The 12,915-nt window shown below is 69.9% G+C and carries 12 protein-coding genes; 10 read left to right on the plus strand and 2 right to left on the minus strand.

All coding sequences use genetic code 11. The features are described from left to right. The first annotated feature begins 46 nt into the window (after positions 1-46). The 6 genes from FHU39_RS04240 (at position 47) to FHU39_RS04265 (ending at position 5,085) form a co-directional block, all read left to right on the plus strand. A complete protein-coding gene (locus FHU39_RS04240) occupies positions 47-331 on the plus strand; it encodes a hypothetical protein (RefSeq protein WP_183319213.1) in 285 nt (94 codons plus the stop codon). Further along, positions 328-993, plus strand: coding sequence for a WXG100 family type VII secretion target (locus tag FHU39_RS04245; protein ID WP_183319214.1), 666 nt, complete (start codon positions 328-330; stop codon positions 991-993). Before FHU39_RS04240 ends, FHU39_RS04245 begins: the two co-directional genes overlap by 4 nt. Beyond that, on the plus strand, positions 990-1,736 hold the full coding sequence (locus tag FHU39_RS04250; protein WP_183319215.1) for a hypothetical protein: 747 nt from the start codon (positions 990-992) through the stop codon (positions 1,734-1,736). Before FHU39_RS04245 ends, FHU39_RS04250 begins: the two co-directional genes overlap by 4 nt. After that, positions 1,733-2,929, plus strand: a complete 1,197-nt coding sequence (gene dxr / locus FHU39_RS04255; protein WP_425484757.1) for a 1-deoxy-D-xylulose-5-phosphate reductoisomerase — start codon at positions 1,733-1,735, stop codon at positions 2,927-2,929. The genes FHU39_RS04250 and dxr overlap by 4 nt, the downstream gene beginning before the upstream one ends. 23 nt (positions 2,930-2,952) lie before the next feature. After that, positions 2,953-4,284: a M50 family metallopeptidase gene (locus FHU39_RS04260; RefSeq protein WP_343065733.1), complete on the plus strand. Its 1,332-nt coding sequence runs from the start codon at positions 2,953-2,955 to the stop codon at positions 4,282-4,284. A gap of 66 nt (positions 4,285-4,350) precedes the next feature. Next, positions 4,351-5,085 (plus strand): class I SAM-dependent DNA methyltransferase, encoded by a 735-nt coding sequence (locus FHU39_RS04265; protein ID WP_183319217.1) that lies wholly within the window; start codon positions 4,351-4,353, stop codon positions 5,083-5,085. 81 nt (positions 5,086-5,166) lie between these two features. On the opposite strand, the gene FHU39_RS04270 is transcribed toward FHU39_RS04265, so the two are convergent. Next, positions 5,167-6,699: a nucleobase:cation symporter-2 family protein gene (locus FHU39_RS04270; protein WP_343065734.1), complete on the minus strand. Its 1,533-nt coding sequence runs from the start codon at positions 6,697-6,699 to the stop codon at positions 5,167-5,169. A 252-nt stretch (positions 6,700-6,951) separates the two neighbouring features. On the opposite strand from FHU39_RS04270, the gene ispG reads away from it, so the two are divergent. Continuing rightward, positions 6,952-8,094, plus strand: a complete 1,143-nt coding sequence (ispG, locus tag FHU39_RS04275) for a flavodoxin-dependent (E)-4-hydroxy-3-methylbut-2-enyl-diphosphate synthase (protein WP_183320881.1) — start codon at positions 6,952-6,954, stop codon at positions 8,092-8,094. Here ispG and FHU39_RS04280 read toward each other — a convergent pair. Beyond that, on the minus strand, positions 8,081-9,013 hold the full coding sequence (locus FHU39_RS04280; protein WP_183319218.1) for a hypothetical protein: 933 nt from the start codon (positions 9,011-9,013) through the stop codon (positions 8,081-8,083). The genes ispG and FHU39_RS04280 overlap by 14 nt on opposite strands. Positions 9,014-9,143: 130 nt before the next feature. Here FHU39_RS04280 and FHU39_RS04285 point away from each other — a divergent pair, with 130 nt between their 5' ends. Genes FHU39_RS04285 through FHU39_RS04295 form a run of 3 tightly spaced genes read left to right on the plus strand, consistent with a single transcriptional unit; the run spans position 9,144 to position 12,688 of the window. Then, entirely contained in the window at positions 9,144-10,277 is a 1,134-nt protein-coding gene (locus FHU39_RS04285) for a histidine kinase (protein WP_183319219.1), read from the plus strand. Beyond that, positions 10,253-10,900: a response regulator transcription factor gene (locus FHU39_RS04290; RefSeq protein WP_343065735.1), complete on the plus strand. Its 648-nt coding sequence runs from the start codon at positions 10,253-10,255 to the stop codon at positions 10,898-10,900. Before FHU39_RS04285 ends, FHU39_RS04290 begins: the two co-directional genes overlap by 25 nt. 42 nt (positions 10,901-10,942) lie before the next feature. Further along, positions 10,943-12,688 (plus strand): alpha/beta-hydrolase family protein, encoded by a 1,746-nt coding sequence (locus FHU39_RS04295; RefSeq protein ID WP_183319220.1) that lies wholly within the window; start codon positions 10,943-10,945, stop codon positions 12,686-12,688. The last annotated feature ends 227 nt before the right edge of the window (positions 12,689-12,915 follow it).

Here is a 12,915-nt window from a genome sequence, read left to right on the forward strand (position 1 = left end):
ATGAGCTCCTGCTCCTAGCCTCGTGCTGACGAGGAAGGAGCAGGCGATGCAGGAGCTGGACGTCGCACCGGGATCGCTGGACCCGGTGGCCGCTGCGCTGCGCGCGGTGGACGACGGCGGTGCCACCAGGCTGGCGCGCGCCGTCGTCGAGGACCTGATCGACGGTCTCGGCGGGGACGGTTCCCTGGCCGATGCCGACGACATCCTGTCGCAGGTCGTGGACCTGCTTGCGCAGCGGACCAGCGGGATCGGTGACCGGCTGAGCGTGGCGGCCGGCGCCTACCGGCGCGCCGAATGGCTCGCCCGGCTGGCGATGGGCGATCCGCGGTGAAGCCGCCAGAGGGCGACCCCGATCTGCTGCGGCGCGCGGGGCAGCGGTGCGGCCGGTTGGCGGCCGAGCTCGCAGCCGTCGAATCCAGCCTCGCGGTGGCTGCCGCCGGTCGCGGGATGCGGTGGTCCGGGACCGCCGCAGCCGCGTTCGGGGCGCGCACGACCGAGCATCGCCGGGTCGTCGCCGACACCCGGGTCGTCGTCGAGCGTCTCGGCGCGCTGGCGATCGCGTTCGCCGAGGAGCTGGCCGAGGCACAACGACGCGCCCGGACGACCGACGCGAACGCCGCCACATCTGCGGCAGCCGACGAGCGAATCTCCTTGTCACGGGCGCGATTCCGTCGCCAGGTGCGTACCGCTCAGGCGGACCTGATCCAGGTTCGGCTGCGGCTCGCGCAGCCGTCCGGGCGGTGGACCGGCCCGGTGGTGCTCCCGCCAGGCCTGGGGACGCGCCCGGTGCCGTTGCCGCCGGGCAGATGGACCGGACCGTTGCCGCCCCCGCCCGGTTCGAGCAGTCGTCCGGTGACATCGCCGGGTCGTTGGGCGGGCCCGGTGGTGCCGCCACCCGGCCTCGGAACGCACCCGCTGCCGCTGCCCGCGCCCGCACGGGCCGCGCCGGTGGGGTCGGCGCCCCTCACCGGCGGCACGCGGGTGCCGGCATGAGGGAGATCGCCCCGCTGGTGCAGTTCACCGACGAGGAGTTGCTGCTGCTCGGGGCCGAGCATCCGGCGGTCGACACGCCATACCTGAGCTCCCTGGAGCCGGCACACCGTCAGCTGGCGGCGCAGGTGGCCTACCGCTCCCTGTGCTCGCACGGCGCGATCGCGGTGGACGGCGGCGTGGGTCTGGAGCTGCCGGAGTCCTACGTCACCATGCTGCGGCTGCGAGCCGGTGCCTCGTCGATCCTGGTCGTCAGCAAGGCGACGGTCGACGCCGGGCTGATGCGCTATCACCATCTGGGCGCCGACACGATCGTGCTGGAGGACGTCAGCGACGCGGGTGCGCACCTGTTCCGGCTTGCCCCGCGAGCTGACCTGCGCCGCTCGCTGCGGGCGTTCTGCTCCGTCCCGGGCGCTGCCGACGGCAGCGGTGAGACGATCACGCTGACCGAGGCGTCGTTCACGGCCGGCGCTTCCGGCGCGCAGCTGTGGGGTGACGGCCTGGCACAGTTCGATGCGACCGTATGGCGGGCCGGTGGCGCGGGTGCCGCACCGGTGCTCGGTCACCTGGCCGGGACGCACGGCAGCTGGTCCGTGCACCGGCCGGCGACCCCGCAGCAGCAGGTGGCGACGGTCGAACTGCGGCCGATCCGGGTCGACAGTATCGCCGACTCGATCCTGGGCACGTTCGTGGATGACGAGGGCGACGACCCCGAACGCCCCGAATGGCATTTAATGAGAGCGTGACCGCCTCCACCGCAGCCCGCCGTTCCGTCGCCATCCTGGGATCCACCGGGTCGATCGGCACGCAGGCGATCGACATCATCACCCGCAACCCGGATCGGTTCGGTGTCGCCGCGCTCAGCGCCGGAGGCGGTCAGCCGAGGCTGATCGCCCAGCAGGCCGTGCAGTCGAGGGTGCCGCTGATCGGCCTGGCGAGCGGTGACCCGGCGGAGTTCACGGCGTTGCTGCAGGACGAGGCACGCGCCGCAGGCGTTTCGTCATACACCCCCGAAGTGCTCGTCGGTGACGACGCTTCCGAACAGGTCGCCCGGTGCGGGGCCGATGTCGTGCTCAACGGCATCACCGGCTCGATCGGGCTGCGCCCGACGCTCGCGGCGCTGGCAGCGGGCTCCACGCTGGCACTGGCCAACAAGGAGTCCCTGATCGTCGGCGGGCCGGTCGTCAAACGTGCCGCAGCACCCGGCCAGATCGTCCCGGTCGACAGCGAACACTCGGCGATCGCGCAGAGCCTGCGTGCGGGGACCGACCGCGAGGTGCGACGGCTGGTGATCACCGCCAGCGGCGGACCGTTCCGCGGGGTGCCGTTCGACGAGCTGAAGAAGGTCACCCCCGAGCAGGCGCTGGCGCACCCGAACTTCGCAATGGGCAAGGTCATCACCACCAACTCGGCGACGCTGGTCAACAAGGGTCTGGAGGTGATCGAGGCGCACCTGCTCTTCGACGTCCCCTTCGAGCGGATCGACGTCGTGGTCCACCCGCAGCAGTTCATCCACTCGATGGTGGAGTTCGTCGACGGAGCGGTGGTCGCCCAGATCGGGCTGCCGACCATGCTCGTGCCGATCTCGCTCGGGCTCGGCTGGCCCGACCGGGTGCCGGACGCGGAGACACCGATCGACTGGACGAAGGCGTCGGACTGGCGGTTCGAGCCACTGGACGACGCGGCCTTCCCGGCGGTGCAGCTGGCCCGGCAGGTGGGGATGGCCGGCGCCACCTATCCCGCCGTCTACAACGCGGCCAACGAGGAGTGCGTGGCCGCCTTCCACGGCGGGCTGCTCAACTTCCCGGACATCGTCGGCACCGTGCAGCGCGTGGTGGACGACCACGTGGCGTCCCCCGGTGAGCTGACCGTCGACGACGTGCTCGCGGCGGAGACCTGGGCCCGCGCTCGCGCCCAGGAGCTTCTCGCTCGTTCTTAAGTCCGCATGAGACGCTGGTAGACGTGTTGTTCCTGGTCGGTGTGCTCATCATGGTGCTCGGTATCGGCGTGTCCATCGCGCTGCACGAGCTGGGGCACCTCACGCCCGCGAAGCTCTTCGGGGTCAAGGTCACGCAGTACATGGTCGGGTTCGGCCCGACCATCTGGTCGCGTCGGCGCGGGGAGACCGAATACGGGCTGAAGGCGATCCCGCTCGGTGGCTACATCCGGATGATCGGCATGTTCCCGCCGCGACCGGGTGAGGAGGAGGGCTACATCCGGGCGTCGTCGACCGGCCGGTTCACCCAGCTGGCCGACCAGATGCGCGAGGACGCCTACGAGCACATCGGACCGCAGGACGCCGACCGGGTCTTCTACAAGCTGCCGACCTGGAAGAAGGTCGTCATCATGTTCGGCGGGCCGTTCATGAACCTGGTGATCGCGCTGGTGTTGCTGCTGATCATCGCCAGCGGCATCGGCCTGCCGGTGCAGAAGACCGCCGACATCTTCGCCGTGCAGACCTGCTCGCCGACAGCGGCCTCCGCGGCGCCGAAGGACTGCGCCGCCGACGGGCGCACCGCGGCCGCGGGCGCGGGGCTGCGCAAGGGTGACCGGATCGTCTCGATCGACGGCCGCACCATCACCACGACCACGCAGTTCACCGACGTGGTGCGTGCCCACGCCGGCGACCGGATCCCGCTGGTCGTCCGGCGCGACGGCCGCCTCGTGCACCTGCAGGTGACCCCGCAGCTGCAGCGGATGGCCAAACTGGACAGTAACGGCAACGAGGTCGTCAACTGGAAGGGCGAGGTCGAGTATGCCGACGTCGGCGTGATCGGCGCCTCGATCAGCGGCACCTTCCGCGACGAACGCCAGTCCGTCCCCGAGGCGTTCGGCACGTTCGGCGGTGCCCTGAAGCAGACCTCCGCGGTGTTCCTGAAGATCCCGCAGAAGATGGTCGGTGTCTGGAACGCCGCGTTCAGCGGCGGCACGCGCGATCAGAACAGTCCACAGTCGGTGGTCGGTGTGGGCCGCGCCGCCGGTGACGTCGCCGACTCGAAGTACGCATCGACGCAGGACAAGATCGTCTTCCTGCTGATGATCATCGCGTCCCTCAACCTCGCGTTGTTCGTGTTCAACCTGGTGCCGCTGCTGCCGCTCGACGGCGGCCATATCGCCGGCGCGCTCTGGGAGGCCGTCAAGCGGCAGATCGCCCGCGCCCGCGGCATCAAGGGCCCCGTCTACGTCGACGTCGCCAAGGCGCTGCCGCTGGCCTACGGGGTCTCCATCGTGCTGCTGGTGATGTTCGCGTTGCTGGCGTATGCCGACATCGTCAACCCGGTGAAGCTGGGCTGACCCGCGCCACGGTTTCGCCCGAAAACCGGTGGCTGCGGGCGGGGCCGCTGCGGCACGGTGGTCGCCATGACGAGCAGCAGCGATCTCTGGGACGAGGCGACCGCCGAACGGTACGACGAGGAGTCGTCCTTCATGTTCACGCCGAAGGTGCTGGACCCGGCGGTCGACCTGCTGGCCGGGCTCGCCGGTGGCGGACCCGCGCTGGAGTTCGCGATCGGCACCGGCCGGGTGGCGATCCCGTTGGCGGACAAGGGGATCCAGGTCAGCGGGATCGAGCTGTCGGCCCCGATGGCGGCTCGTCTGCGCGCGAAGCGCGACGACATACCCGTGACTGTCGGCGACATGGCCACGACCGTCGTCGACGGACGGTTCTCGCTGGTCTACCTGGTGTGGAACGGGCTGGGCAACGTGCGCACCCAGGACGAACAGGTGGAGGTCTTCCGCAACGCCGCCCGCCACCTCGCCCCGGGCGGACGGTTCGTCATCGAGCTGTGGATCCCGGGCGTCCGGCGCCTGCCGCCGGGCGGTGTCGCCGTGCCGTTCCACGTCGGCGAGGAGCACGCCGGCTTCGACACGTACGACCTGGCGACCCAGCAGGGCACCTCGCACCACTACACGCGCGCGCCGGACGGCACGTTCCGTTACGGCACCAGCAACTTCCGGTACGTCTGGCCGGCCGAGTGCGATCTGATGGCCCGGCTGGCGGGTATGACGCTCGAGCGACGGGTCGCGGACTGGAGCGGCGCGGAGTTCACCGGGGACAGCGAGAGCCACGTGTCGGTCTGGCGCACCGCCGGGTGATCGGCGCCCGGAACAGGCGTCGTGCCGGCCCACTGCGGTGGACCGGCACGACGGTGTTCGAAACGGAGTGTCGACCGCTGGTCAGTGGGCGGTCACGCTCCACGGGGGTGGATCGTCGGTGACTCCCTGATCCCTCGGGGCGGGCTGCTCCGGGTTCGTGGCGGTGAAGTCGTCCTGTGCATGCTGCCGCCGGCGGCGAGGTTCGGAGTGGGGGATGTCGTCCTCGAGGCGCTCGCCGAACTGCTCGAGGCGGTTCTCGCGCTCGGAGAAGACCGACGCTCCCGGCTTGTTGCCCCACGTCCACTCGTTGAAGAAGATGTTGAGGACCACGGCGCTGATCGCGGCGGCGCTGATGCCGGATCCCATGATCACGCCGAACCAGTCCGGGAACTTGTTCCAGAACGTCGGCATCGCGATCGGGATGACGCCGAAGCCGAACGCCACCGAGATGATGACCAGGTTGAGGCCGTTCTCGTAGTCGACCCGCGCCAGGGTGCGTATGCCGCTGGCGGTGACCGAACCGAACAGGATGATGCCCGCACCACCCAGGACCGGTGAGGGGATACCCGCGACGATCGCACCCACGACGGGTAGCAGACCGAGCACGACCAGCACGCCACCGCCGGTGGCGACCGCGAAGCGGCTCTTGATCCCGGTGAGGGCGACCAGGCCGACGTTCTGCGCGAACGCGCTCGCCGGGAAGCTGCCGAAGAACGGCGCCACCGTGGTGGCGGCCATGTCGGCCCGCAGGCCGGCGGCGACCCGCTTGTCGTCGACCTCGGTCCCGACGATCTCACCGATGGCCAGGATGTCGGCCGTCGTCTCGGTCATGATCACCAGGACGACGATCACCATCGAGATGATGGCGCCGACCTGGAACTGCGGGGAACCGAAGTGCAGGATCTGCGGGAGCGCGACGACCTTGGCGTCCTTCACCCCGGAGAAGTCAGCGTGCCCGGTGGCGGCGGCCACGATGGTGCCGATGACCATGCCGATGAGGATCGACAGCCGGGAGATCGCGCCCTGGAAGAGGCGGCTGATCAGCACGATGATCAGCAGGGTGAGTCCGGCGAAGCCGATGTTCGCCGGTGACCCGAAGTCCTTGGCGCCGGAGTCGCCACCCATGCACCAGGTGAACGCGGTGGGCATCAGCGATGCGCCGATCACGGTGATGATCGACCCGGTCACGACGGCGGGGAAGAATCGCACGATGCGGGCGAAGTACGTCGAGGCGATCACGCCGAAGATGCCGGCGACGATGATGGCGCCGAGCACCGGACGGACGCCGTCCTTGCTGGCGATGGACACCATGGTCGAGACGCTGGCGAACGACACGCCCTGCACGATGGGCAGCCGGCTGCCGACCGGGCCGATGCCGAGGGTCTGCAGCAGGGTCGCGAGGCCGCTGATGAACAGGCCGGCGGTCACGAGCAGCGCGATGTCCGAGGACTTCATGTGCGCGGCTCCGCCGACAATGATGGGTGGGGCGATCACTCCGCCATACATCGTCAGGATGTGTTGGGTGCCGTAGGTGATCAGGCGACCGGGACCGTACATCGTGTCCTCTGGCCGACCCTGATACTTCGACTCACCCTCGCGTCGTAGGAGTTTCACGGCGCTCACCCTCAGCAGCTGCCCGGCACGGGGTGCCAGGCGTGGGGCGCGGATTTCAGCTTGCTGGTCATGAGGTGGAATCCTCCATCTACTATCCGCAGTGCGGAATTTTGATTTCAGTACGTGAAAGCGTGACACACGCCACAGCGTCCGTCAACAGTTTGTTGAAAGGAGTCTTGCCGACTGGCCGCGGCCGGTTACCTGGCGGCGTGACGCGCGAGTAATACTGAAGGGGTGACTGTTTCCCTCGGTATGCCGAGCGCCCCGGCGCCGGTGCTCGCTCCCCGCCGCAAATCCCGCAAGATCAAGGTCGGCAAGGTGGAGGTCGGGGGTGACGCGCCGGTCTCGGTGCAGTCGATGTGCACCACCCCGACCACCGACATCAACGCGACCCTGCAGCAGATCGCCGAGCTCACCGCGGCCGGCTGCGACATCGTGCGGGTGGCGTGCCCCAGCCAGGACGACGCGGACGCCCTCCCGGCGATCGCCAAGAAGTCACAGATCCCGGTCATCGCCGACATCCACTTCCAGCCCAAGTACGTCTTCGCCGCGATCGACGCGGGGTGTGCGGCCGTGCGGGTGAACCCGGGCAACATCCGCAAGTTCGACGACCAGGTCAAGCAGATCGCGCGGGCCGCCAAGGACGCGGGCGTCTCGCTGCGCATCGGCGTCAACGCCGGCTCGCTCGACAGGCGGCTGCTGGCCAAGTACGGCAAGGCGACACCGGAGGCGCTGGTGGAGTCGGCGGTCTGGGAGGCGAGCCTCTTCGAGGAGCACGACTTCCACGACTTCAAGATCTCGGTCAAGCACAACGACCCGGTCGTGATGGTGCGCGCCTACCAGTTGCTCGCCGAGCGCGGCGACTGGCCGCTGCACCTGGGCGTGACCGAGGCCGGCCCCGCCTTCCAGGGCACCATCAAGTCGGCCACGGCCTTCGGCGCGCTGCTGTCCCAGGGGATAGGCGACACGATCCGCGTGTCGCTGTCGGCACCGCCGGTCGAGGAGGTCAAGGTCGGCAACCAGATCCTGCAGTCGCTCAACCTGCGCCCCCGCAAGCTGGAGATCGTCTCCTGCCCGTCGTGCGGCCGGGCCCAGGTCGACGTCTACACGCTCGCCGAGCAGGTGACCGCCGGCCTGGAGGGCCTGACGGTGCCGCTGCGCGTGGCCGTCATGGGGTGCGTCGTCAATGGGCCGGGCGAGGCGCGCGAGGCTGACCTCGGTGTCGCGTCCGGCAACGGCAAGGGTCAGATCTTCGTCAAGGGCGAGGTGATCAAGACCGTGCCGGAGTCGCAGATCGTGGAGACCCTCATCGAGGAGGCCATGCGGATCGCCGAGGAGATGGGTGAGCCGATCGACGAGGACTCCGCCGGCAGCCCGAGCGTCACCGTCGGCTGACCCGAGCGAGCGCCGGCACGGCGCCCAGCAGGAATAGTCCACCGAGAGCCTTCGCCGCGGACAGTGCGATGTCGACCCCCGGGACGGTGCCGATGACCAGATCGTTCGGAACGGTTTCCAGGACCAGGTGGTAGCAACCCCACGCGGTCCACGCACCCGACGCCGTCCACACCACGAGCAACGGCAGTGCGCGGCGCAACCCGCTCGGCCGGCCCGCGCCGGCGACACCGATCGCCGCGACGGCGACGATCCCGATGAAGGCATCGACTCCCCAGTCCGCAGCACCCGCAGCTGAATCCGCGGACACCGCGCGCACCATGCAGGCGAGCACGACCACGGTCGTGGTCATCACCGGAAGCCCGGGAACCGGCACTCGTATGCCGGAAAGCCTGTCGCCCCAACCATTCTCGCGACCCCAACGCTGCCACGCGTAGATCGCGAACGCCGGCAGCAGGCACAGCCCGAGCCCGCAGAAGCCGGTGTAGACCGCGGCGTACACCCAGCCGGCGATCGGTGCCGTCGTGTCGTGGCCGGTCGCCGGGCTGGTGAGAACCGAGATGATCACCGACGGTCCGATGATCAGCAGGATCTGGCCGAGCAGGCCGTAGCCGACCCACATGGTCGGCAGCACAAGCCATTTCGGTGCCCGCGCCCGGGTGTAGAAGATCCCGGCGAGCGTGAGTGCCACCAGATCGAGGCCGAGCGTGGCGCCGTTCAGTGCATGCATCGTCGAGCTCGTGCCGAAGGCCGGATCCGACAGCCCCACACGGGATCCACCGAGCCAGGCGACCTTGAGCACGCTGTAGGGGAGAGTCATCACCGCAGCGCCGAGCGCGAGGCCGCGCCGCCATCGATCGGTCCTGGAGCGCCCTCGTTCGCGGCTCGTCGTGGTGTGCGCGGGTGCCTCGATCGTCGTCATACCTCGACGATCGCCCGCCACCACCGGGCGGGTCTTCACCCGGGCGAGCCGTCCGCGTCCCCCGCAGGAGGCCGCCCGCCCCTCCTTCGGGGGAGTAGGTCCCGGGGATCCGCATGGCAGCATGGACGGGGTGAGGCGAGGCACACTCGGGGCGGTCTATCTGCTGCTCGGCGCCGCGGGAGCGGCGTTCATCGGTTGGCTCTGTTACGCGTTCGCCATCACCGTGCGCGCCACCTCCGGTGGCGACCGGGTGCTCGTCCTCCTGCTCGTCGTGGTGGCGATAGCGGTCGGGGCGATTCTCGTGCTGAGCCCGCCGGTGCGCGACGCCGAGGTGGCGATGGCGAGGCCGCTGCTCGGCGTCGACCTGCCGGCCGTCCGCGACCGTCACTCCTGGGACAGCCGATGGCACGGCGCGGCGTGGGCGGGCCTGGTGCTGGTGGTCGGCGCCGTGGCTGCCGTCGTGCTGCTCGGCGGTGTCCCGCTCGGGGTCTCGCTCGTGGTGGACGGGTTTGATCGCGGTGTCCAGCTGTGGTGGCGGGTGCCGCTGGGGGTGTGCCTGGTGCTCGGATCCTTCGCCATACAAGCCGTGTTCGGCTCGATCCTGGTACGGGCGGCCCCGCGGGTGCTGGGCCCGACGAGCGCGGACCGGCTCGCGCTGGCCGCCGAACGTGAGCAGGAGCTGGCGCGCAGCAACGAACTGGCTCGCGAGTTGCACGACACGATCGGCCATTCGCTGACTGCCATCAGTGTGCAGGCCGAGGCAGGCAGGATCGTCGGAAGCCAGGACGCGGATTCCGCGCAGCGCGCCTTCGAGAAGATCAGCACGGTCGCGAATGCGGCGCTCGCCGAACTCGACGCGGTGCTCGGAGATCTCCGCGGTGGAGGTCGCGGGCGGACCCTCGAGGACCTGCGTGCCCTGGTCGAGTGCGCACCGACCGATGCGCCCTCCGGGCTGGAGGTGTCCGGTCGATGGGCCCGGCTCGACGAGCACATCTCGGCCCAGCTCTACCGCATTGCGCAGGAAGGGCTGACCAACGCCGCCAAACACGGGAAAGGTGGGGCACAGGTGCGGGTCGACATCGCTGCACAGGTGACGCTGAAAGTGACGAACATGATTGACCGACAACGTGATCGGTCCACGCGCACGGGCCACGGGATCATCGGTCTGACCGAACGAGCCGCGGTCACCGGAGGATCGGTGGAGGCGGGACCGACGCAAGACGGGAAGGAGTGGGTGCTGTGTGCCCGACTGCCGATCAGGTGATCCGGGTCCTGGTCGCCGACGACGACGAGATGGTCCGGGACGGGTTCGCCGCGATCCTGGGCGCGGAGCCGGATCTCGAGGTGGTGGGCGCCGCGCAGGACGGTGTCGCCACGCTCGACATCTGCCGTCGCGCGGAGCCGGACGTCGTCGTCATGGACGTCCGGATGCCCAAGCTGGACGGCATCGAGGCGACCCGCCGGCTGGTGCGGGCGGACCGGCCACCGAAGATCCTCGTGGTGACGACGTTCGAGCACGACTCCTACGTGTATGACGCTCTCGTCGCCGGCGCGGACGGCTTCCTGCTCAAGCGCGCCGGCGCCGGACAACTGGTCGCCGCAGTGCGCGCACTCGCCCGCCTGGACGCCGTGCTCTTCCCCGAGCGGATCCGTGACCTGATCGGGCAGCGACGCGGCAGTGGTCGTGCGCTGCCCGCGCTCACCGAGCGGGAACAGGACGTGCTGCGGCTGCTCGCCGCAGGGCTCAGCAACGCCGAGATCGCGGGCGAGCTCTACCTCGGCACCGAGACCGTGAAGTCCCACGTCGCGGCGCTGCTCGCGAAGCTCGACGTGCGTGATCGCACGCAGGCAGCCATCGCGGCGTACCGGAGCGGCTTCGTCGAGTGAGCCACCGACGGCGGGAAGGTCACTGATAGTTAGGCTTTCGCAGTGACCGCTGTCGACGTGCCGCCGCCGAGCGATGACGCTAGCGGTAGCGAACCCGACACTGAACCGAATGTGCTGGTGCGGTTCTTCCGGCGCCGTTCGGCGACCGGGCTGGTGGTCGGCTGGCTCGCCCTGTTGGTGAGTTTCGCACCCAGCCTGTTGCCCCGCCCGTGGGCGGTGCAGGCGATTGCGTCGATGCTCTCGACGGTCACCGGGTATGCCGCCGGCGCCCTGCTGGGCTCGATCGTCTCGGTCGTCTTCGGCTGGCTGGGTGTCCGTGTCGAGATCATCGACGACCGCCACCGCACCCGAGTGCACGCCGCGTTCGGTGTCCTCGCCGTGCTCGTCACGGTCGTGCTCTGGTTCGCGGGTTATCAGGGCCGACGGCACAGCGCCCGGCTGGTGGGGCTGCCTACGCCGTCACTGGGAGCCGATGCCCTCTCGCTGGTCGCGGCGGTGGGCCTGACCGCGGTGCTGATGGCACTGGTCTGGACGGTGCGCGGCGTGTTCCGTGCGTCCCGGTTCGTGCTCGGTTTCGCACTGCCCAAACCTGTCGCCGGTCTGCTCGCCGTGTGCCTCGTCGCCGGCTCCGTGACCTGGCTGACCCGCAGCGTCATCGCGGTACAAGGTCTGGAGGCGTTGTCCGCCTCGGCCGCGAAGATCAACGACGATCCGCCACCGGGACTGCACGCGCCCACCTCATCCCTGGTGTCCGGTGGGCCGGGCGCGACCCAGCCCTGGTCGAGGCTCGGACGCGAGGGTCAGATCTACACCGCGCACACCCCGACCGCCGCACAGCTCACCGCGATCACCGGCCGCGACGCGGTGCATCCCATTCGGCTGTATGCCGCACCCGCGACCGGTGACGTCGAGCCTGCGGAGTTGGTGTCGACCATCGTCCGGGAGATCCGGCGCACCGGCGCACTGGACCGGCGCTACCTCAACGTGGTCGGCACCACCGGCAGCGGGTGGGTGGACGAGTACAACGTGCGCGCCCTGGAGGTGCTCACCGACGGCGACGTCGCGACGATCGCCGTCCAGTACTCGTTCCTGCCGAGCGTGGTGCAGTTCCTCACCAACCGATCCCTGCCCGCGGAGGTGGGGCGCGAGCTGGTGGGCAAGGTCGAGCAGCTGGTGGCGGCGCGCCCGGCGGCACAGCGCCCGAAGGTGTTGCTGTCCGGGGAGTCACTGGGTGCGCTGAGCACCGAGGCGCCGTTCGCCGACGCCGCGCAGCTGCTGCCCGCCGTCGACGGCGCCCTCTGGAGCGGCACCCCGAACTCCACTCCGCTCTGGCGGGCGGTGTCGAGCAGCCGTCAGCGGGGCAGCCCGCAGGTGGCGCCGGTCGTGGACAACGGACGGCACATCCGGTTCGCCGGCAGCCCGTCCCAGCTGGACAGCGATGCCTACGGCCGTCCGCTCGGGGAGTGGGACTCTCCGCGGGTGCTCTTCCTGCAGCACCCGTCCGATCCCATCGTGTGGTGGGATCCGTCGCTGATCTATCGGCAACCCGCCTGGTCCCGCGAGCGTGCCGGTCACGACGTGGACAAGGATCTGACGTGGTACCCGCTGATCACCTTCTGGCTCACCACGGTCGACCTGATCTCCGCCAACTCCGCCGGTGGCGGCCACGGGCACCGCTATCGCGCCGAGCAGGTCGACGGCTGGGCGGCCGTCCTCGACGTGACGGCGAGTGCCGCGGAGAAGGCCCAGATCGTGGCATCCGTGGAGGCCCTCGACCAGGACAGCTGAGCGGTATCGGCACAACCGCGACGCCCAGTGGGTGCACGTCGACGCCCGCGCTGGCCGAGTTGCCCCCACGCTGGCCGAGTAGCCGTGGGGGAGCGCAGCGGAGGAACGGCGTATCGAGGTCGCGTCCCCCGCGCCGACCGAGTAGGCGAGCCCGCGATATTACGCCGGCCGAGTAGCTGACCCAATGCGCTGGCCGAGTAGCCGTGGGGGAGCGCAGCGGAGGAACG

Source organism: Flexivirga oryzae, assembly GCF_014190805.1.
GTDB classification, from domain to species: domain Bacteria; phylum Actinomycetota; class Actinomycetes; order Actinomycetales; family Dermatophilaceae; genus Flexivirga; species Flexivirga oryzae.